This window comes from Streptomyces sp. NPDC017940, assembly GCF_044328435.1.
GTDB lineage: Bacteria > Actinomycetota > Actinomycetes > Streptomycetales > Streptomycetaceae > Streptomyces.
Window position 1 is genome coordinate 658,281 of sequence record NZ_JBIRHJ010000004.1, and the last position, 20,964, is coordinate 679,244.

A 20,964-nucleotide genomic window follows, 5' to 3' on the forward strand; every position below is an offset into this window, starting at 1 on the left:
GCCCCTGGGTCAGTCGCCGTCGTCGCGCCCGGTGGGGGGTTGTTCCGGTGGCTCGTTGTCGTCGTTCTCGGGTGCCGCGCGGTCGTCGACGGTGATGTGCACGGGGCTGCTGTCGGGGTGGAATGTGGTGGTGAGGGAGCGCACGGTGGTGGCGACGCGCTCGTACAAGTGATGGGCGATGGCTGCGGTGCCGGGGTCGACCGCTGGGGCGTGCTGAACGCCGTGGAGGCTGGTGAGGGCGGCGACGAGGCTGCGGCCCGACACGTCGACGGTGACGGTGCCGCCGGTCTCCCCGACGGCGCCGGGGATGTGGAAGTGCTTGTCCTGCCCGGCGTGCTCCACCAGGAAGGCCCAGGTGTCGCGGTGCACCCGGAGCGTGGCGGCCGAGATGCCCGCGGCTTTGCGGAGCAGGTCCCGGTGCTCGGTGGCGTCGGGCTCACCGGCGGGCGGTGTCTCGGTGGGCGGTGTCTCGGCGGACGGCGTCATGGCGGGCAGCGTCATGGCGAGTGGCTCCTTCGGCTCGGGCTCCGGCTCCGGTTCGCCGGGGGTGGGCTTCGGGTCCGCGGCGGGCCGGGCGCGGTTCAGGTCGTTGATCGAGGCGCGCAGGCCCACCAGTTCGGTGCTGACGTGGATCAACGGGTCACGAAGGGTGTCGGCACTGCGGTTGAGTCCGTCGCGGACGACGGAGCGGATCTCGGCGAGACCGGAGTTGATGGCGGCGTTGGCGTCCTGACGGGCCTGGTCGACGGCGTACTGCTGGTGGTCGACCTGCTGGCGCAGCTCGCCGAGTTCTTGCAGGATCTGGCGGAGCAGGTCCTCATGGCCGGACCCTTTGCTAAAAATCGGCACATAGCCCCCTACGACCGTTCGTGGGGCAAGCGTGACGAGATGCCGACCGGTCGACAAGCACGCGATCCGGACAGGGATATAGGGGCCCCCGGTTGCCACCGGAGGCCGGGCCTCATCCCTAGTTGGGCCTGAAAGTCAGCGCCGCGACGACGAAGTGCCGTTGTGGTAGCAGGAGGACCAGGGTCGTGGGCAGAGCTACCAAGCACGTGGGCGGGGCCACCAGGAACTAGCCCGTCCGGCCCAGGGCGGGGCCCCGCAGCCCGAGCAACCACCCCCGCCCCCGCCCGACGCACCCGAACCCTCAGCGATTGACCGCCGGACGCAGCCGTGCCGCCGCCGACTCCTCGGGGAACGCCCGCAGCGCCGCCGCCGCCGCGCCCACCAGGCCCGCGTCGGTGCCCGTCAGGGCGGGGGCCACGGTCAGGTCGCGGATGAAGGAGAGCGTCGCGTAGTCCCGCAGGGCGCGGCGCAGGGGTGCGAACAGGGTCTCGCCCGCCCGGGCAACTCCCCCGCCGATCACCGCGATGTCGATCTCCACGAGCGTCGCCGTGGCGGCGATCCCCGCGGCGAGGGCCTGCGCCGCCCGCTCGAAGGAGGCGACGGCGACCGGGTCTCCCGCGTGGGCCGCGCGCGCGACGGCCGCCGCGGACGTGTCGCCGTCGGGCCCGGGGCGCCAGCCCGCCTCGACTGCGCGCCGAGCGATGTTCGGGCCGCTCGCGATCCGCTCCACGCAACCCCGCGCCCCGCACGGGCACGGGTCACCGTCGAGGTCCACGCTGATGTGACCGATGTGGCCCGCGTTACCGGTGGGGCCGGGATGCAGCGAGCCGCCGAGGACCAGGCCGCCACCGACGCCGGTGGACACCACCATGCACAGCGCGTTGTCATGGCCGCGGGCGGCGCCCTGCCAGTGCTCGGCCGCCGTCATCGCGACCCCGTCGCCCACCAGCTCGACGGGCCGGCCGCCGGCCACCGCACGGACCCGCTCCACCAGCGGATACCCGCGCCAGCCCGGCACGTTGACGGGACTGACCGTGCCCGCGCCCGCGTCCACGGGACCCGCGCTGCCGATGCCGACAGCACGGACGTGCCCCCACGGCTCACCGGCCGTCAGCTCCCCGATCACCTCTTCCACCGCGTACATCACCGTGTCACCGTCCTCGTGCGCGGGCGTCGGCCGCTGGGCACGCAGCAGGATCCGGCCCTGGCCGTCCACCAGGGCTCCGGCGATCTTGGTGCCGCCGATGTCGAGTGCGGCGACGAGGTCCGTGGGCATCAGTGTCTGATCTCCTGGTGAAAGGGCAGGACGCAGAGTGCGGTGCACAGTCTGGCGCACAGGCCCGTGCGCACTCCGGTGTGCAGTCTCCCGCAGTCTCTCGCGCTTTTGACAACGTTGTCCAGGCTCTCTGCCCGACGACGCGTGCCCCGCACACGCAAGAACCCCCGCCCGGGGGCCGCCGCGTACCGCTCGCCCGCGCGCGCCGCTCGCACACCGCGCGTGACCGACCCCCCGTACGCGGGCGCGCACGGGCTCCGAGCCATAGTGGACATCATCTGTGCGCCGTACACAGGAGAATCCGGAACTTCCTCGCGGGAACCGCGCTTCGTTGCGCAGACTGAGACCCGCACGGGACCAGAACCGCGCCCCCCGCCGCGCGCCAGGGGACCGGCGGCAGTGCACGACACACCAGTGGACGACAGACAGGACAGCGCACCGTGGCAGAGACCGCCCGCACCCCCGTCTCCCGCCTCCGTACCGACGGGAGCCGCACGGACGGCACCGCGGACGCCAAGCGCCGTTACGGCAACCGGCCGACCATGAAGGACGTCGCCGCCCGCGCGGGCGTGGGTCTCAAGACGGTCTCCCGCGTCGTGAACGGCGAAGCCGGTGTCACTCCCGACACCGAGCGCCGCGTCCAGGAGGCCATCGAGGCCCTCGGCTTCCGGCGGAACGACAGCGCGCGGGTGCTGCGCAAGGGCCGCACGGCGAGCATCGGTCTCGTACTCGAAGACCTGGCCGACCCGTTCTACGGGCCGCTGAGCCGCGCCGTCGAGGAGGTCGCCCGCGCGCACGGTGCGCTGCTCATCAACGGGTCGAGCGCCGAGGACCCGGACCGGGAGCAGGAGTTGGTGCTCGCGCTGTGCGCGCGCCGCGTCGACGGGCTCGTGATCATCCCCGCGGCCGACGACCACCGCTATCTGGAGCCGGAGATCGCCGCCGGGGTCGCCACCGTGTTCGTCGACCGGCCGCCGGGGCGCATCGACGCCGACGTGGTCCTCTCCGACAGCTTCGGCGGTGCGAGGGACGGTGTCGCGCACCTCATCGCGCACGGTCACCGCCGCATCGGCTTCATCGGCGACCAACCGCGCATCCACACCGCGATAGAGCGGCTGCGCGGCTATCGCGCGGCGATGGCGGACGCGGAGATCGAGGTCGACGAGTCCTGGGTGTCACTCGGCCCCACGGACCCCGAGCGGGTCCGGCGTGCCGCCGAGGCGATGCTGACCGGGTCCGCCCCCGTGACCGCCGTCTTCGCGGGCAACAACCGTGTGACGGTGACGGTGGTGCGTGTCGTCGCCGCCCGCACCCGCCCCGTCGCTCTCGTCGGCTTCGACGACTTCGAGCTGGCCGATCTGCTCAGCCCCGGTGTGACGGTGGTCGCGCAGGACGCTGCGCAGCTGGGCCGGACGGCCGCGGAGCGGCTGTTCCGCCAGCTCGACGGCGCCTCGGACGCCCCGGAGCTGATCGAGCTGCCCACGCGCCTGATCACGCGGGGGTCGGGGGAACTGCCGCCCGCGTCCTGAGCGCCGGCAGCGTCACCTCCCAGGTGTCCGCGGCGTAGTGCAGGCCGAAGCCGTGGGATGTGTACAGGTCAAGGGCGCCCGTCGCGTTCTCCGTGTCGACGCCGAGGCCGACGGTGTCGCGGCCCCGTGCCGCGTACACCGCGCAGGCGTGCCGCAGCAGGTGCCCCGCGATGCCCCTGCCGCGGGCGGACGCTCGGACGCCGAGGTTGCGGACCCAGGCCATGGCCTCGCGGTCGTCGCGGGTCAGGACGACGCCCACGTCACCCGCCCCCTCCAGGGCGGCGATCCAGACCAGTGACCAGTCCATCCCCGGGCCCAGGTCGTCGAGCCACTGCCGGTAGCCGCGCGGCTGGTGGTCGTGGTGGGCGGCGAACGTCTCCTCGACCAGGGCGTGCGCGCGGCGCCGGTCCGTCTCCGCCTCGCAGCTCCGCAGGGTCAGTCCGGGCGGCGGGACAGGCGCGGGGTCGGCTTCGGGCGCGAGCGGCCTGGTCAGTACGTGGTAGCGGCGGACGGGGTGCCAGCCGCGGGCGGTGAGTCTCCTCGGGTCGAGGGTGGGGCGGCTGTTGAGGGTGAGGTGGACGACGGCGCGGTCGGCGCCGTTCTCACCCGCGCGTTCGGCCGCGCGCCGCTCGATGGCGGCGAGCAGCCGCTCCCCCGCGTCCTGGTGGCTGGGCAGGACGTAGTGATCGGCGTCGATGCGCTCGCCGCCCGAGGCGTCCCACAGCAACCCGTACGCGACGAGCCTGCCGGCGTGGAACGCGAGCCAGGAGTTGCGGGCCAGGTCCGCGTCGGGGCGCACGAGGTCGGTCTCGACGCTGCCCGGGTCGGTCTCGGCGCGCCCTGTCTCGACCAGGTCGACGGCGTTGAGCAGGGCGCAGATCGCAGCGGTGTCCGCCACGCTTGCGGCCCGAACGGTCAGTTCGTCCGTCGTGAGCGTTGTGTGCGTCGCTTCCGGGTGGTTCGTAGCGTACGTCCCGTCCGGGTGGTTCGTGGCGTGCGTCCCGTCCGGGCGGTCCGTCACGTGCGTCCCGTCCGGATGGTTCGTGGCGTGCGTCCCGTCCGGGTGGCCCGACGCGTGCGTCCCCTCCGGGTGGCCCGACGCGTACGCCGCTTCCGGGCGGCCCGACGCGTACGCCGCTTCCGGGCGGCCCGACGCGTGCGTCCCCTCCGGGCAGCCCCTCGCGTACGTCCCCTCCGGGCGGCCCCTCGCGTCCGGGTAATTCGTCGCGTCGTCCATCGCGCCAGGGTCCGCGCCCGGCGGTGGCCGTCACAACTGGATTTCGTGGGTGCCGGTTTCGTGGGGGCCGGTTCTCGTGGGTGCTGAGGCGCGCGGCGTGCCGGGGGGCGCCAGGGTGTCGCGTTGCGCGGACGGTGGCTCTCAGCAGACCGGCAGGCCCGGCAGCGGTTTGTCGTTGTCGCCGCCCTGGATGTAGACGTCGCTCACGAACACGTTCGTGTTGCCGCTGTCGTCGTCCGTCCTGGCCCACCAGACGTTCGTCCACCGGCCGTGGGTCTCGCGGCGGCCGAGGTCCTGTTGGCAGTAGAAGTAGTTGGTGCCCGCGTTGAGGGTGCCCGCTTCCGCGCCCGACGCCGTGTACGACTTGGCGGTCCGCCACACCGAGCAGTTGTACTTGCCGCCGCCCGCCGGGTGGCAGACGGGCTCCCGACTGCCGTCCCCGGAACCGCCCTTGGCGGGGTCCCGGTCCTCGGGGCGGGTGGCGGACTTGTCGGAGGAGTCCTTGCCGGAGCCGTCGCGGTCGTCCGCGGATCCGTCGCCGCCGCCCTTCCCGCCCTTGTCCCGCGCGTCGCCCTCGCGCTCAGCGTCCTTGCCGTCCTCGCCTTCTTCGCCGTCCCTGTCCGGACGCTCGGCGTCGGCGTCCTTGGTCTTCTTGCCGGGCCTCGGTTCCTCGTCCCCGAGGCCGGAGGGCCTGGAGTCGTCCGCCGGGTCCATCGCGCCCCGGCTCCCGTCGGACCCGGGCTCGGCCGCGTTCCCGGCCTCCCGCGCGTCCTGCGCCCGGTCCTTCTCGCCGTCCCCGCCGGACAGCGCCGCCACGGTCACACCCGTCGCGGCCAGGACCACGGCCACGGCCACCGCGGCGAGCAGCGCCTTGCGCGGCCGAGCCGTACGCGCCGTACGCGCGGCACGCCTACCCGCGGGCTCCGGAGCGGGCACCGGTATGGTCCCGCCGGGCGGCGGCCCGAACCCGGGCGGCGGTGCGGACGGCACGTGCCGCACCGTGGGCTCGCGCTCCCCCGCCCGGGCACCGTCCGCCCCCTTCGCCCCGTACCCCCCGGCGTCGACGGCCCCCGCCGCCACCGCGGAGTCCGGCGACAGGACAGGATCCGGCGTCGGGACAGAGTTCGGCGCCACCGCGGAAACCACCGTCTCCGCAGACGGCACCACCCCCGCGGCCACCTGCTCAAGGAGCCGCCGCGCCCCCTCCGCGTCCGGCCGGGAGCGCGGGTCCTTGTCCATGAGCAGGCGCAGGACGGGCATGAGCGGCCCCGCGCGGAGCGGTACGGGCAGTGGCTCGACCACGATCGCGGTGAGCGTGGACCACGTCGACGTGCGGCGGAACGGCGAGGCGCCCTCCACGGCCGCGTACAGCGTCGCGCCGAGCGCCCAGACGTCCGAGGCGGGCCCGGGCTCCTGGCCCTGGGCGCGCTCGGGCGCCAGGTAGTCCAGGGAGCCGACGAGTTCACCGCTGCGCGTGAGGTGCGTGGCCGAGCCGTCGCCGGGGTCCTCCATGGTGGCGATGCCGAAGTCGGTGAGGACGACGCGGCCACCGGTCTCCAGGAGGATGTTGCCGGGCTTCACGTCACGGTGCAGGACACCGGCGCGGTGGGCGGCGGCAAGGGCCTCCATGACCTGCGCGCCGACGGCCGCGGCGGCACGCGGATCGAGCGTGCCGCGTTCGCGCAGCACGTCGTCCAGGGACGGCCCCTCGACCAGCTCCATGACGATCAGCGGCCGCCCTTCGACCTCCGCCACGTCGTGCACGGCGACCACTCCGGGGTGGCGGACGCGGGCCGCCGCACGGGCCTCGCGCTGCATCCGCAGGCGCAGATCGGCCAGTTCGGGACCTTCGGCGTCGGTGTAGGTGCGCAGCTCCTTGACCGCGACCTCGCGGTGCAGCACCTCGTCGACGGCGCGCCACACCACGCCCATGCCGCCGCGGCCGAGCTGCGCGAGGACGCGATAGCGCCCGGCGAGGAGCCGGCCGACCCCGTCGCTGTGTTGCTGTTCCCCCGAAGACACCGCTGCCCCGTCCCTGTGCCGCCGTCACTCCCGTGCTGTGGCGTACAGGGTACGGGGCAGTGGTGACAGCGGCTGCCCGAGGCACGGGCGCCCCGGTCGCGGCCGGGTCACTTCCCGCCGGGGGTGAGGTCGCCCCGGCGCGGGCCCGCGTACACCTGGAGGCCGGCGAGGGTGAGACCGGTCAGGCGGGTGACCTCGGCGGTGTCGAGGGCGCCGCAGTCCAGGCCGCGCAGCAGGTACCCGGCGAGGGCCTTCGCGGTGGCGGGCTCGTCCGCGATGTCGCCGCCGGTGCGGTTGGCGTAGGCGGCGAGGCGGGCCGCGGCCTGGGCGAAGCCCTCGCGGTAGAAGGCGAAGACGGCGGTGTAGCGGGTCGGGATGTGTCCGGGGTGCATGTCCCAGCCCTGGTAGTAGGCGCGGGCCAGGGCGCGCCGGGTCAGGCCGTAGTGCAGCCGCCAGGCGTCGTGGACCTTCGCGGTGGGGCCGACGGGCAGCACGTTCGTGGAGCCGTCGGACACGCGCACGCCGGTGCCCGCGGCGGCGACCTGCATGACGGCCTTGGCGTGGTCGGCGGCGGGGTGGTCGCTCGCCTGGTACGCGGCGGAGACGCCGAGGCAGGCGCTGTAGTCGAACGTGCCGTAGTGCAGGCCGGTCGCGCGGCCCTCGGCGGCGTCGATCATGCGGGCCACGGCAGCGGTGCCGTCGGCGGCGAGGATGGACTGGCTGGTCTCGATCTGGATCTCGAAGCCGATCCGCCCCGCGGTGAGCCCGCGCGCCTTCTCGAACTCCGCCAGGAGCCGTGCCATGGCGGTGACCTGCTCGGCGTACGTCACCTTGGGGAGCGTGAGGACGAGCCCGTCGGGCAGGCCGCCCGCGTCCAGCAGGCCGGACAGGAAGACGTCGAGGGTGCGGATGCCGCGGTCGCGCACCGCCGCCTCCATGCACTTCATGCGGATGCCCATGTACGGGGCGGCCGTGCCGTTCGCGTACGCCGCGGAGATCAGGCGCGCGGCCCGGGCGGCGTGCGCGTCCTCCTCGGCGTCGGTGCGTCCGCCGTAGCCGTCCTCGAAGTCGACGCGCAGGTCCTCCACGGGCTCGCGCTCCAGCTTGGCGCGCACGCGCGCGTACACGGGCTCGGCGAGTTCGTCGGCGAGGCCGAGCACGGCGGCGAAGGAGGCGGCGTCCGGGGCGTGCTCGTCGAGCGCGGCGAGCGCCTGATCGCCCCAGGTACGGATGGTGTCGGCGGCGAACAGCTCGCCGGGCACGTACACGGTGTGCACGGGCTGGCGGGTGCCGGGGTCTCCCGGGTAGCGGCGTTCGAGCTGCGCGTCGACCGGTGCGAGCGAGGCGCTGATGCCTTCGCTGACCGCACCCGCGAGGCTCGTGGACACCTTCTCCTGCTGACCCATCCGTGCACCCTCCCACTATCGTTTCCGCTTACCGGAATCATGAATCCGTATGGTGAAGTTATCCGTGCGCCTTCCGGCTGGTCAACACCTTCTCGCGTGCCGGACCCCGCGTGTTCACGCGTGTCTCAGCTGCCGCCCCCACACTCCGGTGGGCACACTCCACAGCGAGCGGGATCCCGCCGGGTCACGAACCCGGCCCCGCGGGGACCCTCGCCCGGCTCCGCCCGAGACACGATCCTGGCCCCACCGCGAATTCGGCCCCACCGCGCGCCCGACCGAAGGAGACCGCGTGCCGACCGACACCCGAGTGACCCGCCGCTCCGGCTTGCAGACCGCGGCGGCCGCGGCGGCCGCCGTCACGGTCCCGCTGCTCGCCACCGCCCTCGCGGCCACGCCCGCCCACGCCACCCAGCGCCCCGGCCGCCGTCTGGAGGTGATGTCCTTCAACCTCCGCTACGCCGGCGCGACGCCGCCCAACACCTGGGCCGACCGCAGGCCCGTGACGCGGGAGCTGCTCCGCCGGGCGCGGCCGCACGTGGTGGGCTCCCAGGAGGGCCTGTACGGGCAGGTCCTCGACATCGCCGAGGACCTGGGCAAGGACTACGACTGGGTCGGCACGGGCCGCGCGGGCGGCAGCCGCGACGAGTTCATGACGGTCTTCTACGACCGGCGCAGGCTGCTGCCCGTGGCCTACGACCACTTCTGGCTCTCGGACACGCCGGACGTGATCGGCTCCAACACCTGGGGCGGCGGCTCGATCCGCATGGTGACCTGGGTCCGCTTCCTGGACCGGCGCACGGACGACGAGTTCTACTTCCTCAACACCCACCTGGACAATCACAGCCAGTACGCACGCACGCGTGCCGCGCGTCTGATCGCCGACCGCATCACGGTCCTCGACCGGTCCCTGCCCCTGATCGTGACGGGGGACTTCAACGTCGCGGCCCACCGGAATCCGGTGTACGACACCATGCTGGACGCCGGCCTCGTCGACACCTGGGACGCCGCGGACGAGCGCAGCAAGCAGTACGCCACGTTCCACGGCTACAAGCCGCTCGTGCCCGACGGCGACCGCATCGACTGGATCCTCGCGACCCCGGCGGCGCGGGTGCACGCCGCCGCGATCAACACGTTCTCGCTCGACGGCCAGTTCCCGAGCGACCATCTGCCGGTGCAGGCCAGCCTCACGCTGTGAACGCACAGGGCCCCCGCCTCCGCACTCGGCGGCGACGGGGGCCCGGACCTGCCGGGGCGGCGGGTGCCGGGAGAGCCCGAGGACCCGGCGCTCCCGCGGCCCGACGGGCTCAGCCCTTACGGGACTTGACCTCTTCGGTCAGCTGCGGGACGACCTCGAAGAGGTCGCCGACCACGCCGTAGTCGACCAGGTCGAAGATCGGGGCCTCGGCGTCCTTGTTGACGGCCACGATGGTCTTCGAGGTCTGCATGCCGGCGCGGTGCTGGATCGCGCCGGAGATGCCGGAGGCGACGTACAGCTGCGGCGACACCGACTTGCCGGTCTGGCCGACCTGGTTGGAGTGCGGGTACCAGCCGGCGTCGACGGCGGCGCGGGAGGCGCCGACGGCGGCACCGAGCGAGTCGGCGAGCGCCTCGATGATCGCGAAGTTCTCGGCGCCGTTGACACCGCGGCCGCCGGAGACCACGATCGCGGCCTCGGTCAGCTCGGGGCGTCCGGTCGACTCGCGCGGGGTGCGCGACGTGACCTTGGTCCCGGTCGCCTGCTCCGAGAAGGACACGGCGAGGGCCTCGACCGCACCCGCGGCCGGGGCGGCCTCGACGGGGGCCGAGTTGGGCTTCACGGTGATGACCGGGGTGCCCTTGCTGATCCGGGACTTGGTGGTGAACGCGGCCGCGAACACGGACTGCGTCGCAACCGGGCCCTCGGCACCGGCCTCCAGGTCGATGGCGTCGGTGATGATGCCGGACTCGATGCGGACCGCGAGGCGCGCCGCGATCTCCTTGCCCTCGGCGGACGACGGCACGAGCACCGCGGCCGGGGACACGGCGGCGTGCGCCGCCTGTAGCGCGTCCACCTTCGGTACGACCAGGTAGTCGGCGAACTCGGGGGCGTCGGCGGTGAGGACCTTCACCGCGCCGTGCTCGGCGAGCGTGGCGGCGGTGGCCTCGGCACCGGCCCCGAGGGCGACGGCGACGGGCTCGCCGATGCGGCGGGCCAGCGTGAGCAGCTCCAGGGTGGGCTTGCGGACGGCGCCGTCGACGTGGTCGACGTAGACGAGAACTTCAGCCATGGGACTTCAATCTCCTGCGGGTACGGAAGAACGCCAATGAAGAACGTGCGGTGGGTGGGGAGCTCGAAGCCCAGGAGAGCTTCTGGCCCGCGCGGCAGCGGTTAGATGAACTTCTGCTCCGCGAGGTAGGCCGCGAGCTGCTTGCCGCCCTCGCCCTCGTCCTTGACGATCGTGCCCGCGGTGCGCGCGGGACGCTCGGACGCGGACTCGACCTTGGTCCAGGCGCCCTCGAGGCCGACGGTCTCGGCGTCGATGTCCAGGTCGTCCAGGTCGAGCGACTTCACCGGCTTCTTCTTGGCGGCCATGATGCCCTTGAAGGACGGGTAACGGGCCTCGCCCGACTGGTCCGTCACGGACACGACGGCGGGCAGGGACGCCTCCAGCTGCTCCGACGCGCTGTCGCCGTCGCGGCGGCCCTTGACGACACCGCCTTCCACGGAGACCTCGGAGAGCAGCGTGACCTGCGGAACGCCCAGGCGCTCTGCGAGGATCGCGGGCAGCACGCCCATGGTGCCGTCCGTCGAGGCCATGCCGGCGACGACGAGGTCGTAGCCGGTCTCCTCGACGGCCTTGGCGAGGACCAGCGAGGTGCCCATGACGTCCGTGCCGTGCAGGTCGTCGTCCTCGACGTGGACGGCCTTGTCGGCGCCCATGGAAAGGGCCTTGCGCAGCGCGTCCTTGGCGTCCTCGGGACCGACGGTGAGGACCGTGATCTCGGCGTCGTCGTCCGCCGCCTCCTTGATCTGCAAGGCCTGCTCGACCGCGTACTCGTCGAGCTCCGAGAGCAGACCGTCCACGTCGTCGCGGTCGACGGTCAGGTCCTCGGCGAAGTGCCGGTCGCCGGTGGCGTCGGGCACGTACTTCACACAGACAACGATCCTCAAGCTCACGCCGGCTCTCCTACTGCATCGTCATTACTGGGCTGCTGCCTTGGCAACGGCTACTGCCTTCCACCAGGCAGCATATGCGCCTCAAGCGGCGGATCCCGGTCGGGGCGGCCGCCGCTCCCACCGGAATATTACTCATGAGTACACCCAGTACTTTCCCCCTGAGCAAGCGCTTTGAACTGTGACCTTCGCAACGCTCCGTAACCGTGCGCACCGCCGTCACCGGCGGCGTTCAGTCGCGCAGCGCGTTGAAGCGGCCCTGGTGGTAGAGCAGCGGGCGGCCCGCCCCCGCGGGGTCACCGACGACGGCCTCGGCGAGCACCACCCGGTGGTCACCGGCCGGCACCCGCGCCACGATCCGGCACACCAGCCACGCGAGCACACCGTGCAGCACGGGCACGCCGTGCGGTCCTTCGAACCAGCGCGTGGGGGCGCCGAAGCGGTCGGCGCCGCTGCGCGCGAAGGTGGCGGCGAGGTCCCGCTGGTGTTTGCGCGGCGCGGGGTCCGGCACTGGGGCGCGGTCCGGCTCGGGGGCACGGTCCGGCTCGGGGGCACGGTCCGGCTCGGAAGCGCGGTCCGGCCCGAGGGCACGAACCCGCACCGAGGCATGGTCCGGCGCAGAGACACGGTCCGGCGCGAAGGCGCGGTCCCGCACCGGGGCACGGTCCCGCACTGAGGCACAGTCCGGCGCAGAGACACGGTTCGGCGCAGAGGCGCAGTCCGGCGGGGAGACGCAGTCCGGCACCAGGGCACAAGGCACCGGAGAGGCACGGTCCCGTACCAGGGCGGGGGGCGCCGGACAGGCACGGTCCCGCACCGGGGCGCGGGGCACCGCCGAAGGGCAGGCCCGTACCGGGGCGTGGGACGCCGCCGAGGCGCAGTCCCGTACCGGGGCGCGGGACGCCGCGGGGGCGGAAGTGGGCACGGGGGCACGTGTCACCGTCGGGGCGTGGTTCAAACCGCCGCCCCCAGTGCCGCGATCACATCCGCCTTGCGGGGCTGCCCCGCCGCGCGCCGCACGACACGGCCGGCGGCGTCGAGCACGAGGACCGTCGGCGTGCTGTCGACGCGCAGCGCGCGGACGAGGCCGAGGGCGCCCTCCGCGTCGATCTCCACGTGCGCGACACCGGGCACCATGGCGGCGACGTCCGCGAGGACCCGCCGCGTGGCGCGGCACGGCTGGCAGAACGCGCTGGAGAACTGCACGAGGGTGGCCTTCGCGCCGAGCTCCGCCCCGAGTTCACTCGCTCCGAGCCGTTCACCGCTCGCTCCCGTCACGTCCCTCCCCACGTCCATCCCACCTTTCGACACCCTTCACCACCCCCCGCGGGAGCGTCGACCCGCCCCTGGCCCCGGGGCACCGCATACGTCTTTACTTGGAGCACCCGTACCCGCGAAAAGATTCCGACGTGACGAGAATCTCCTGAGATACGGGCACCACCGCTGGTCTGCCGCTCGTTCTTGGGGCACCATCTGGCGGAGCCGTAGACCCTACGGCTCCGTAACTTAGCTTTGTGCCAGGCCGCTCATCTGGCAGAGACGAAGGGCCCTCCCCACCCATGGCAGAACTCGTCTACCGACCGGTCATCGGCGCCGCCAAGACCCTCTTCAAGGCCCTGGACCTGAAGATCGACTGCAAGGGTTCCGAGAACATTCCCCGTGCGGGCGGGGCGGTCCTGGTCAGCAATCACATCAGCTACCTGGACTTCGTCTTCGACGGCCTCGCGGCGCTGCCCCAGAAGCGCCTGGTGCGCTTCATGGCCAAGGAGTCGGTGTTCCGCCACAGGATCTCGGGCCCTCTGATGCGGGGCATGAAGCACATCCCGGTGGACCGCAAGCAGGGTGAGACGGCCTACGCCCACGCCCTGGAGTCGCTGCGCTCCGGCGAGATCGTCGGCGTCTTCCCCGAGGCGACGATCTCGCAGTCGTTCACGCTGAAGTCCTTCAAGTCGGGCGCCGCGCGCCTCGCCCAGGAGGCCGGTGTCCCGCTGATCCCGATGGCGCTGTGGGGCACCCAGCGGGTGTGGACCAAGGGGCACCCTCGCAACTTCCGGCGGCAGCACATCCCGATCACGATCCGCGTCGGCGAGGGCATCGAGGCGCCGAAGGACCAGTACGCGGGCGCGATCACCCGCAGGCTGCGCGAGGCCTGCCAGGAGCTCCTGGAGGCCGCGCAGCGCGCCTACCCCGTGCGCCCCAAGGGCACGGAGGACAGCTGGTGGATGCCGGCCCACCTCGGCGGCACGGCCCCGACTCCGGCCGAGGTCCGCGCGGCCGAGGCGGGCTGAGCCGCCGGGGCCGGACCAGGCACGACGGACCAGGGCCAGGGCCACGGCCTGGGCCAGGGTCAGGGCCCGGCGCGAGCCAGGGTCAGGGCCCGGCGCGGGCCGGCTCAGCCGACGGGCGGGTGCACGGTGACGCGCGCCCCCGGGCTGACCTTCGCGAGCAGTTCGGCGAGTTCGGCGCCCGCCGCTTCCAGGCCCGCCTCCGGACCCATGCCCTCGAGCAGGAAGATCGCGTTCACGCTCTCCTCGGTGAGCCGGGTGCGGGGCCCCTGCCGCCAGTTCCAGCGGCGGCACGTGACGCCCCGCTCGTCGCACCAGACGACCTCACCGGGCTCGGGGTGCTCGACGGCACGCTCCCCGGCCGCGGCGGTCACGAAGTCCTCGTCGCCGCTCGCGCGCACGAGCCGCATGCCGCCCTCGACGAGGTCGAGGTCCTCGCCGCCGACGGGGACGAGGCGGGCCACGCTGATCGCGTTGTAGACATCGACGAGCGCGTTGATGCGCGGCAGGCCCCCGTCCGCGAGCGCCCGCCTGGCCAGCGCCTCGGCGGAGTTGCGCGTGCGCGAGGGCTTGGCGCCGAAGGCCGTGTACGCGGCGCGCCAGGCGACCATGTGCGGGTCCTCGTGCGGGGCGCGCCCGTCGAGGCGGGCGGCGAGGCGGCGGGCGGCGTCGTCGAGCAGCGCCGACGTGCCGTCCGTGCTCGGGCCGTTGACGAGGTCGTACGCCTCGATCGCGACATGGGAGAAGCCGGGCGCGAGCGTACGCACCTCGTCGGACACGGTGAGGGTGAGCGTCATGGTCTGCCTTGGTTCGCGGGATTCGACGGAAGTACAGTATAGGGGACCAGTCAGTGCACTCCACTGAACTCTTCGGGCAGGGGCAGGTCGCCGGGCAGGGTCTTCCACAGGTACGACCGGTCGGGAGCGCGCATGAGGGCGTCGAGGACCACGGGGTGGGGTGCGGCGAACAGCGTCGGGTGATCGGCCTCTCCGGCCGCGGTGTCCACGGGGAACGCCAGGCGCTCGCCGGTCAGGGAGAACTGCGCGTCCACGCCCGCCTTGTTGCCGCGGCAGTCCTGCCGGTGCCAGGCGCCGTCGAGACGTACGGCGACCAGGCCGTGCAGGACGAACCCGCTGCTGTCGTCGCGCGTCAGGCGCTGGTAGCACAGCGCCGTGGGGATGTCCTCGGCGCGCAGGAGCGCGGCGAGCGCGTGCGCCTTGGCGTGACAGATGCCGGTGCGCTGGGCGAGGACGTCGGAGGCACGCCAGGTGACCCGCATGTCACCGGCGTCCGCGGAGTGCGGGACGGTGTCGCGGACGAACTCGAAGGCGGCGCGGGCGTATGCGTAGGAGTCGGCGGAGACCGCGGCCAGCCGGGCCGCCGTGTCCCGCACCAGGGGATGCGTGTGGTCGATGACGTCGTCCGCGGCGAGATACGCCGAGAGGTCCGGGGTGTTCTGGATCAGCTCCATGGACGGCGAGCATAGGAACGCGGCCGATCGCCGGTCAATGACTTTTCGATCGGCCGCATACCCATGCAACACACCCAGGCAACATGCAGAACGCCGAGGGTGCGGACGGTGCGGCTAGCGCGCCATCTCTTCCTTCAGCGCCGCCACGAAGGCGTCCACGTCGTCCTCGGTGGTGTCGAAAGCGCACATCCAGCGGACGTCTCCGGCCGCCTCGTCCCAGAAGTAGAACCGGAAGCGCTTCTGCAACCGCTCGCTGACGTCGTGCGGCAGACGTGCGAAGACGGCGTTGGCCTGCACCGGGTAGAGGATCTCCACGCCGTGCACCGCGCGGACGCCCTCGGCGAGGCGCTGGGCCATCTCGTTGGCGTGCCGGGCGTTGCGCAGCCACAGGTCCTTGGCGAGCAGCGCCTCGAACTGCACGGAGACGAACCGCATCTTGGAGGCGAGCTGCATGGACAGCTTGCGCAGGTGCTTCATGTGCCGCACCGCGTCGTGGTTCAGGACGACCACGGCCTCGCCGAACAGCGCGCCGTTCTTCGTCCCGCCGAGCGAGAGGATGTCGACGCCGACCGCGTTCGTGAACGTCCGCATGGGGACGTCGAGGGACGCGGCGGCGTTGGCTATCCGCGCCCCGTCGAGGTGCACCAGCATGCCGAGGCCGTGGGCGTGCTCGACGACGGCGCGGATCTCGTCCGGGGTGTAGAGGGTGCCGAGTTCGGTGTTCTGGGCGAGCGAGACGACCTGCGGCATCGCGCGGTGCTCGTCCTCCCAGCCGAACGCCTGCCGGTCGATGAGCTCGGGGGTGAGCTTGCCGTCGGGCGTCGGCACGGTGAGGAGCTTGATGCCCGCGACCTTCTCGGGCGCACCGCCCTCGTCGACGTTGATGTGCGCGCTCTCCGCGCAGATCACCGCGCCCCAGCGGTCGGTGACCGACTGGAGGGCGACGATGTTGGCGCCGGTGCCGTTGAAGACCGGGAAGGCCTCCGCGCCCGCGCCGAAGTGCCCGCGTACCACCTGCTGGAGGTGGGCGGTGTAGTCGTCCTCGCCGTAGGCGATCTGATGGCCGCCGTTGGCGACGGCGAGGGCGGCGAGGACCTCCGGATGCGCGCCGGCGTAGTTGTCGCTCGCGAAGCCGCGGGTCGCCGGGTCATGGTGCCTGCGCGCGTCGGTCCTGGGCGGGTTCACGGCTTCTCGGTCAGCCACAGACGGTTTCCGTTCACTTCCTCGGCGGGCCGCTCCCAGACTCCGGCGATGGCCTCGGCCAGCTCCTCGACGTCGGTGAAGCCCGCGAACTTCGCGCTCGGCCGCTCCGCCCGCATCGCGTCGTGCACCAGCGCCTTCACCACCAGGATGGCAGCCGCCGCCCGCGGCCCGTCCTCGCCCCCGGCCTTGCGGAAGGCGTCGCCGAGCGCCAGCGTCCAGGCCTCCGCCGCCGCCTTGGCCGCCGCGTACGCCGCGTTGCCCGCGGTCGGCTTCGACGCGCCCGCGGCGCTGATCAGCAGGTACCGGCCGCGGTCGCTGCGCTGCAAGCCCTCCTGGAAGGCGAGCGAGGTGTGCTGGACGGTGCGGATCAGCAGGTTTTCCAGGACGTCCCAGTCGCCGAGGTCGGTCTCGGCGAAGGACGCGCTGCCGCGCCAGCCGCCCACGAGGTGCACCAGGCCGTCGATCCGGCCGAACTCCTTCTCCGTGCGGTCGGCCCAGGCGCGGGCCGCGTCCAGGTCGAGCAGGTCGACGGTGTCACCGGTGACGGTGGCGCCGCCGTGCGCGTACCGGGCCGCGTCCACGGCCTCCGCGAGGCGGGCGGCGTCGGCGTCGGACGCCACGACGGTCGCGCCGGCCTCCGCGAGCCTGAGCAGCGTCGCACGGCCCGCGGGACCTGCGGCCCCGGCGACCGCGACTACGGCTCCCTCGAGTGCGGACATGGTCCTCGCCTCCTTGGTGCGGCCGCTCACGCGGCGACCTTCTCGGCTCCCGAGCCCGCGGTGATCCCCTGGGTGGAGGCGATCACGGCCTTCAGCTTCTTGGAGAGCGCCTCATAGAACATGCTGAGCGGAAACTCGTCGGGAAGCACCTCGTCGACCAGTTTCCGCGACGGCAGCGAGGTGTCCAGGGCGTCGGGGCCCTTGGCCCAGCGGGAGCCGGGGTGCGGGGAGAGGTACGTCGAGACCAGCTCGTACCCGGCGAGCCAGTGGACCAGCTTCGGGCGGTCGATGCCGTCGCGGTAGAGGTTCTCTATCTCGGCGCAGAGCTGGTTGGTGACCTGGGGCGCGCGCTCCCAGTCGATCCGCAGCTTGTTGTCGGTCCAGCGGACGACGTCGTGCTTGTGCAGGTAGGCGAAGAGCAACTGGCCGCCGAGGCCGTCGTAGTTGCGTACGCGCTCACCCGTGACGGGGAAGCGGAACATCCGGTCGAAGAGCACCGCGTACTGCACGTCGCGGGCCTGGGACACACCGTCGGCCTCCAGCTTCACGGCCTCCTTGAAGGCGGTGAGGTCACAGCGCAGCTCTTCGAGGCCGTACATCCAGAACGGCTGCCGCTGCTTGATCATGAAGGGGTCGAACGGCAGGTCGCCGTGGCTGTGGGTGCGGTCGTGGACCATGTCCCACAGGACGAAGGCCTCCTGGCAGCGGTCCTGGTCGTCGAGCATCGCGCGGACGTCGGCGGGCAGCGAGATCCCCAGGATGTCCACGGCCGCCCCGGTGACGCGCCGGAAGCGGGCCGCCTCGCGGTCGCAGAAGATGCCGCCCCAGGTGAAGCGCTCGGGGGCCTCGCGCACCGCGATCGTCTCGGGGAAGAGGACGGCGGAGTTCGTGTCGTAACCGGCGGTGAAGTCCTCGAAGGTGATGCCGCAGAACAGCGGGTTGTCGTAGCGCGTGCGCTCGAGCTCCGCGAGCCATTCGGGCCACACCATGCGCAGCACGACCGCCTCGAAGTTGCGGTCGGGGTTGCCGTTCTGCGTGTACATCGGGAAGAGCACGAGGTGTTGCAGGCCGTCCTCGCGGCGGGCCGCGGGCTGGAAGGCGAGCAGCGAGTCCAGGAAGTCCGGCACCTGGAAGCCCTCGTCGGCCCAGCGGCGCAGATCGGCCGTCAGGGCCCTGTGATACGCCTCGTCGTGCGGGAGCAGCGGAGCGAGCCTCTCCACCGCGGAGATCGCACGGCCGACCGCACGCTCGGCCGCGGCACGCGACGGGGCGCCCTCACGCTCGAAGTCGATCGACCCGTCCTTGGACTGCCAGGGCCTGATGTCTTCCACGGCACTCTTGAGTTCCGGCCAGGCCGGGTGGTCCACCACTCGTCCATCGGCGTGGCCACCCACGCCCTCTGTCACCGTCTGCACAAGAATTTCCGTCATGACCCATCCTCCACGGGAGAACCTCGCGTATGGACACCGTATGGGTGCGAGGTTCTCGGCCACAAGAGGCGATCCGGGAAATTATCCTGCCGCACCCCCTACCTCGCCGCTGTTTTTCCTTTCCGTTACGGCCGCAGCGATCGCTTCTGTCTCCGTTTCCCGGGCGGTACGGGCGCCTACGCGGGGCCCGGGGAAGCCGGAGGGCAGCGACAGGGGCCCGGGTCAACTCCGTGGCGACGCGCCCACCCACGGGTGAGGCCGCTCGCGATCACAGGGGCCACGGCGGTAGGACGGGCCGGGCAAACCCGTACCGTCCGAGAGAGGCCGCGAACCCTTGAGCACCCGCGCCGTCCTGGTCGCCGCAGTCATCACCGGGCTCGTCCTCGGCATCGTCGGCACCAGAGCGGACGACTCCGCTCCGTCGCGCGGGCACCGTCCCGTCGCGGAGGCGGGCGATTAGGCTGCGGCCTGCCGCGTGGTCGTGGGCCGCCGCACCACGGGCATCCGAGCCGCCGTCGACGGAAGCGAGTGGACCTTGAACTTCGTCACCATCGGTCATCGCGGTGTCATGGGTGTCGAGCCCGAGAACACCCTGCGTTCGTTCGTCGCCGCGCAGGCCGCGGGTCTCGACATCCTCGAACTCGACCTGCATCTGAGCAAGGACGGCGCCCTCGTCGTCATGCACGACGCCGATGTGGGCCGCACCACCGACGGCGAAGGCGCCGTCGCCGACAAGACGCTGGCCGAGCTGCGCGACCTCGACGCCGGCGACGGCGAGCGCGTCCCCGTCTTCGAGGAGGTGCTCGACGCCGTCACGGCGCCGCTCCAGGCCGAGATCAAGGATGTGGCGGCCGCCCGCGCGCTCGCCGAGGTCATGAACGGACGCGATCTGACCGGCCGCGTCGAGGTGCTCTCCTTCCACGACGAGGCGCTCGCCGAGATCACCCGGCTCGTGCCCGGCGTACGGACCGCGCTCGTCGCCAGCCGGTACGGCACGGACGTCGTGGAGCGCGCCACGGCGGTCGGCGCCGGCGCGCTCGTACTGAACATCCGGCGCCTGACGCTGGAGATCGTGGAGCATGCGCGCGCGGCCGAGCTGCGGATCATCGGCTGGGTCGTGAACACCCAGGACGACCTGCGGCTCGTACGCGCCCTCCAGCTGGACGGCGCGACGACCGACTACCCGGAGATCAAGCGCACGGGCCGCTTCACCGCCTGAGAGCCGCGCGTGGCCCGAGGACCGCGCGTGGCCCGAGCGCCTCGCGTGGCCCGAGCGCCGCGTGCGGCATCGGATCCGCGTGCGGCGGTCAGCCGATCTCCTTGACCAGGAGTTCGAACTGGAGGTCGTCGCGCTGCGGGATGCCGAAGCGCTCGTCGCCGTACGGGAAGGGGGTCATTTTTCCCGTACGGCGGTAGCCGCGCCGCTCGTACCAGGCGATGAGCTCCTCGCGTACGGAGATCACGGTCATGTGCATCTCGCGCACGCCCCACGTCTCGTGCGCCGTCCGCTCCGCCTCCGCCATGATGACCTTGCCGAGACCCGCGCCCTGGAGCTCGGGGCTCACGGCGAACATCCCGAAGTAGGCGTGCTCACCGCGGTGTTCCAGGTGGCAGCAGGCGACGGTGCGGTCCGCGCGCTGTACGGCGAGCAGCTTGCTGTCCGGCGACGCGATGATGGCCGCGACACCCTCGGGGTCGGTGCGCTGCCCCTCCAGGATGTCCGCCTCGGTCGTCCATCCGGCCCTGCTGTCGTCCCCGCGGTACGCCGACTCGACGAGCGCGACAAGGGCGTCGACATCGGCCTCGACGGCGTCCCGGAAGGTCAGGTCGCCGTGGGTGCTCGGACGCGGGGCGGTGTGCATGGGGCGGGTCTCCGATCTCCGGTGCCGCGGCGGCGCATCGCCACGCGCACGCCGAGCGTAACGCGGCACTAGGGTGCGGCCACATGGTGCACGTACTCAGCAGCAGGATCCTGCTCCGCCCCACCGACCCCGAGCGGTCCCGCGCGTTCTACGGCGGCGCTCTGGGCCTGGCCGTGTACCGCGAGTTCGGCACGGGACCCGAGCGCGGCACGGTCTACTTCCTCGGCGGTGGCTTCCTGGAGGTCTCCGGCCGCGCCGAGGAGCCCCCGTCACCCGCGGTGCGCCTGTGGCTCCAGGTGGCCGACGTGACGGCCGCGCACGAGGAGCTGGCGGGGCGGGGCGTACGGATCCTGCGCCCACCGGTCGAGGAGCCGTGGGGCCTGGTCGAGATGTGGATCGCGGACCCGGACGGCACCCGGATCGCGGTGGTGGAGGTCCCGGCGGACCACCCGCTGCGGTACCGGCCCTGAGCGCGGGGGCCCTCTCGCGCTCCCGCCGTACCTCCGTGCGCTCCCGTACGC

At 72.7% G+C, this 20,964-nt stretch carries 22 protein-coding genes; 7 read left to right on the forward strand and 15 right to left on the reverse strand.

The window, feature by feature from the left end:
* Nucleotides 1-9: 9 nt before the first annotated feature.
* On the reverse strand, nucleotides 10-849 hold the full coding sequence (locus ACH4DX_RS17220; RefSeq protein WP_398155686.1) for a hypothetical protein: 840 nt from the start codon (nucleotides 847-849) through the stop codon (nucleotides 10-12).
* Between the two features lie 301 nt (nucleotides 850-1,150).
* Nucleotides 1,151-2,125: an ROK family protein gene (locus ACH4DX_RS17225; RefSeq protein WP_398155687.1), complete on the reverse strand. Its 975-nt coding sequence runs from the start codon at nucleotides 2,123-2,125 to the stop codon at nucleotides 1,151-1,153.
* A gap of 542 nt (nucleotides 2,126-2,667) precedes the next feature.
* On the opposite strand from ACH4DX_RS17225, the gene ACH4DX_RS17230 reads away from it, so the two are divergent.
* Nucleotides 2,668-3,654 carry a LacI family DNA-binding transcriptional regulator gene (locus ACH4DX_RS17230; protein WP_398155824.1) on the forward strand — a complete coding sequence of 329 codons (987 nt, stop codon included), beginning with the start codon at nucleotides 2,668-2,670 and terminating at the stop codon, nucleotides 3,652-3,654.
* Here the strand turns inward: ACH4DX_RS17230 and ACH4DX_RS17235 are convergent.
* Nucleotides 3,617-4,675 (reverse strand): GNAT family N-acetyltransferase, encoded by a 1,059-nt coding sequence (locus ACH4DX_RS17235; protein WP_398155688.1) that lies wholly within the window; start codon nucleotides 4,673-4,675, stop codon nucleotides 3,617-3,619. The two genes, ACH4DX_RS17230 and ACH4DX_RS17235, sit on opposite strands and share 38 nt — an antisense overlap.
* On the opposite strand from ACH4DX_RS17235, the gene ACH4DX_RS17240 reads away from it, so the two are divergent.
* Nucleotides 4,676-4,978, forward strand: coding sequence for a hypothetical protein (locus ACH4DX_RS17240; RefSeq protein WP_398155689.1), 303 nt, complete (start codon nucleotides 4,676-4,678; stop codon nucleotides 4,976-4,978). It begins immediately after the preceding gene.
* Nucleotides 4,979-5,032: 54 nt separating this feature from the next.
* On the opposite strand, the gene ACH4DX_RS17245 is transcribed toward ACH4DX_RS17240, so the two are convergent.
* A complete protein-coding gene (locus tag ACH4DX_RS17245) occupies nucleotides 5,033-6,913 on the reverse strand; it encodes a protein kinase (RefSeq protein WP_398155690.1) in 1,881 nt (626 codons plus the stop codon).
* 107 nt (nucleotides 6,914-7,020) lie between these two features.
* Nucleotides 7,021-8,319, reverse strand: coding sequence for a DUF6986 family protein (locus ACH4DX_RS17250; RefSeq protein ID WP_398155691.1), 1,299 nt, complete (start codon nucleotides 8,317-8,319; stop codon nucleotides 7,021-7,023).
* Nucleotides 8,320-8,608: 289 nt separating this feature from the next.
* Between ACH4DX_RS17250 and ACH4DX_RS17255 the strand changes: the two genes are divergently transcribed.
* Nucleotides 8,609-9,514 (forward strand): endonuclease/exonuclease/phosphatase family protein, encoded by a 906-nt coding sequence (locus ACH4DX_RS17255; protein WP_398118415.1) that lies wholly within the window; start codon nucleotides 8,609-8,611, stop codon nucleotides 9,512-9,514.
* A 109-nt stretch (nucleotides 9,515-9,623) separates the two neighbouring features.
* Here ACH4DX_RS17255 and ACH4DX_RS17260 read toward each other — a convergent pair whose 3' ends face one another.
* The 4 genes from ACH4DX_RS17260 to ACH4DX_RS17275 form a co-directional block, all read right to left on the reverse strand.
* The gene (locus ACH4DX_RS17260; protein WP_398118413.1) at nucleotides 9,624-10,586 is read right to left on the reverse strand and encodes an electron transfer flavoprotein subunit alpha/FixB family protein; all 963 of its coding nucleotides are present in this window, start codon (nucleotides 10,584-10,586) and stop codon (nucleotides 9,624-9,626) included.
* A gap of 101 nt (nucleotides 10,587-10,687) precedes the next feature.
* Nucleotides 10,688-11,476: an electron transfer flavoprotein subunit beta/FixA family protein gene (locus tag ACH4DX_RS17265; protein ID WP_398118412.1), complete on the reverse strand. Its 789-nt coding sequence runs from the start codon at nucleotides 11,474-11,476 to the stop codon at nucleotides 10,688-10,690.
* 229 nt (nucleotides 11,477-11,705) lie between these two features.
* A complete protein-coding gene (locus tag ACH4DX_RS17270; RefSeq protein WP_398155825.1) occupies nucleotides 11,706-12,305 on the reverse strand; it encodes a flavin reductase in 600 nt (199 codons plus the stop codon).
* A gap of 122 nt (nucleotides 12,306-12,427) precedes the next feature.
* Nucleotides 12,428-12,769 (reverse strand): TlpA family protein disulfide reductase, encoded by a 342-nt coding sequence (locus ACH4DX_RS17275; RefSeq protein WP_398118408.1) that lies wholly within the window; start codon nucleotides 12,767-12,769, stop codon nucleotides 12,428-12,430.
* A gap of 263 nt (nucleotides 12,770-13,032) precedes the next feature.
* On the opposite strand from ACH4DX_RS17275, the gene ACH4DX_RS17280 reads away from it, so the two are divergent.
* Nucleotides 13,033-13,761, forward strand: coding sequence for a lysophospholipid acyltransferase family protein (locus ACH4DX_RS17280; protein WP_398118407.1), 729 nt, complete (start codon nucleotides 13,033-13,035; stop codon nucleotides 13,759-13,761).
* A gap of 104 nt (nucleotides 13,762-13,865) precedes the next feature.
* Here the strand turns inward: ACH4DX_RS17280 and ACH4DX_RS17285 are convergent, their stop codons facing one another.
* The 5 genes from ACH4DX_RS17285 to ACH4DX_RS17305 form a co-directional block, all read right to left on the reverse strand.
* The gene (locus tag ACH4DX_RS17285) at nucleotides 13,866-14,555 is read right to left on the reverse strand and encodes a B3/4 domain-containing protein (RefSeq protein WP_398118405.1); all 690 of its coding nucleotides are present in this window, start codon (nucleotides 14,553-14,555) and stop codon (nucleotides 13,866-13,868) included.
* Nucleotides 14,556-14,605: 50 nt separating this feature from the next.
* The gene (locus ACH4DX_RS17290) at nucleotides 14,606-15,229 is read right to left on the reverse strand and encodes a transglutaminase domain-containing protein (RefSeq protein WP_398155692.1); all 624 of its coding nucleotides are present in this window, start codon (nucleotides 15,227-15,229) and stop codon (nucleotides 14,606-14,608) included.
* A gap of 114 nt (nucleotides 15,230-15,343) precedes the next feature.
* Complete coding sequence (locus tag ACH4DX_RS17295; protein WP_398155826.1) at nucleotides 15,344-16,414, reverse strand: threonine aldolase family protein; 1,071 nt, start codon at nucleotides 16,412-16,414, stop codon at nucleotides 15,344-15,346.
* A complete protein-coding gene (locus ACH4DX_RS17300; RefSeq protein WP_398118401.1) occupies nucleotides 16,411-17,151 on the reverse strand; it encodes an SDR family NAD(P)-dependent oxidoreductase in 741 nt (246 codons plus the stop codon). The genes ACH4DX_RS17295 and ACH4DX_RS17300 overlap by 4 nt, the downstream gene beginning before the upstream one ends.
* 26 nt (nucleotides 17,152-17,177) lie before the next feature.
* Complete coding sequence (locus ACH4DX_RS17305) at nucleotides 17,178-18,581, reverse strand: DUF6421 family protein (protein WP_398155693.1); 1,404 nt, start codon at nucleotides 18,579-18,581, stop codon at nucleotides 17,178-17,180.
* 334 nt (nucleotides 18,582-18,915) lie between these two features.
* Between ACH4DX_RS17305 and ACH4DX_RS17310 the strand changes: the two genes are divergently transcribed.
* Complete coding sequence (locus ACH4DX_RS17310; RefSeq protein ID WP_398118397.1) at nucleotides 18,916-19,041, forward strand: hypothetical protein; 126 nt, start codon at nucleotides 18,916-18,918, stop codon at nucleotides 19,039-19,041.
* A gap of 75 nt (nucleotides 19,042-19,116) precedes the next feature.
* Nucleotides 19,117-19,800 carry a glycerophosphodiester phosphodiesterase gene (locus ACH4DX_RS17315; protein ID WP_398155827.1) on the forward strand — a complete coding sequence of 228 codons (684 nt, stop codon included), beginning with the start codon at nucleotides 19,117-19,119 and terminating at the stop codon, nucleotides 19,798-19,800.
* 88 nt (nucleotides 19,801-19,888) lie between these two features.
* On the opposite strand, the gene ACH4DX_RS17320 is transcribed toward ACH4DX_RS17315, so the two are convergent.
* Nucleotides 19,889-20,443 (reverse strand): GNAT family N-acetyltransferase, encoded by a 555-nt coding sequence (locus ACH4DX_RS17320; RefSeq protein ID WP_398155694.1) that lies wholly within the window; start codon nucleotides 20,441-20,443, stop codon nucleotides 19,889-19,891.
* An 83-nt stretch (nucleotides 20,444-20,526) separates the two neighbouring features.
* Between ACH4DX_RS17320 and ACH4DX_RS17325 the strand changes: the two genes are divergently transcribed.
* The gene (locus ACH4DX_RS17325) at nucleotides 20,527-20,913 is read left to right on the forward strand and encodes a VOC family protein (RefSeq protein WP_398155695.1); all 387 of its coding nucleotides are present in this window, start codon (nucleotides 20,527-20,529) and stop codon (nucleotides 20,911-20,913) included.
* Nucleotides 20,914-20,964: the final 51 nt, after the last annotated feature.

What these genes read in the sequence shown, in the direction of transcription:
- ACH4DX_RS17285 (WP_398118405.1), bottom strand. Translation starts at nt 14,555, where the DNA reads ATGACGCTCACCCTCACCGTGTCCGACGAGGTGCGTACGCTCGCGCCC.
- ACH4DX_RS17230 (WP_398155824.1), top strand. Translation starts at nt 2,668, where the DNA reads ATGAAGGACGTCGCCGCCCGCGCGGGCGTGGGTCTCAAGACGGTCTCC.
- ACH4DX_RS17290 (WP_398155692.1), bottom strand. Translation starts at nt 15,229, where the DNA reads ATGGAGCTGATCCAGAACACCCCGGACCTCTCGGCGTATCTCGCCGCG.
- ACH4DX_RS17305 (WP_398155693.1), bottom strand. Translation starts at nt 18,581, where the DNA reads ATGACGGAAATTCTTGTGCAGACGGTGACAGAGGGCGTGGGTGGCCAC.
- ACH4DX_RS17275 (WP_398118408.1), bottom strand. Translation starts at nt 12,769, where the DNA reads ATGGACGTGGGGAGGGACGTGACGGGAGCGAGCGGTGAACGGCTCGGA.
- ACH4DX_RS17280 (WP_398118407.1), top strand. Translation starts at nt 13,033, where the DNA reads ATGGCAGAACTCGTCTACCGACCGGTCATCGGCGCCGCCAAGACCCTC.
- ACH4DX_RS17225 (WP_398155687.1), bottom strand. Translation starts at nt 2,125, where the DNA reads ATGCCCACGGACCTCGTCGCCGCACTCGACATCGGCGGCACCAAGATC.
- ACH4DX_RS17320 (WP_398155694.1), bottom strand. Translation starts at nt 20,443, where the DNA reads ATGCACACCGCCCCGCGTCCGAGCACCCACGGCGACCTGACCTTCCGG.
- ACH4DX_RS17300 (WP_398118401.1), bottom strand. Translation starts at nt 17,151, where the DNA reads ATGTCCGCACTCGAGGGAGCCGTAGTCGCGGTCGCCGGGGCCGCAGGT.
- ACH4DX_RS17260 (WP_398118413.1), bottom strand. Translation starts at nt 10,586, where the DNA reads ATGGCTGAAGTTCTCGTCTACGTCGACCACGTCGACGGCGCCGTCCGC.
- ACH4DX_RS17250 (WP_398155691.1), bottom strand. Translation starts at nt 8,319, where the DNA reads ATGGGTCAGCAGGAGAAGGTGTCCACGAGCCTCGCGGGTGCGGTCAGC.
- ACH4DX_RS17325 (WP_398155695.1), top strand. Translation starts at nt 20,527, where the DNA reads ATGGTGCACGTACTCAGCAGCAGGATCCTGCTCCGCCCCACCGACCCC.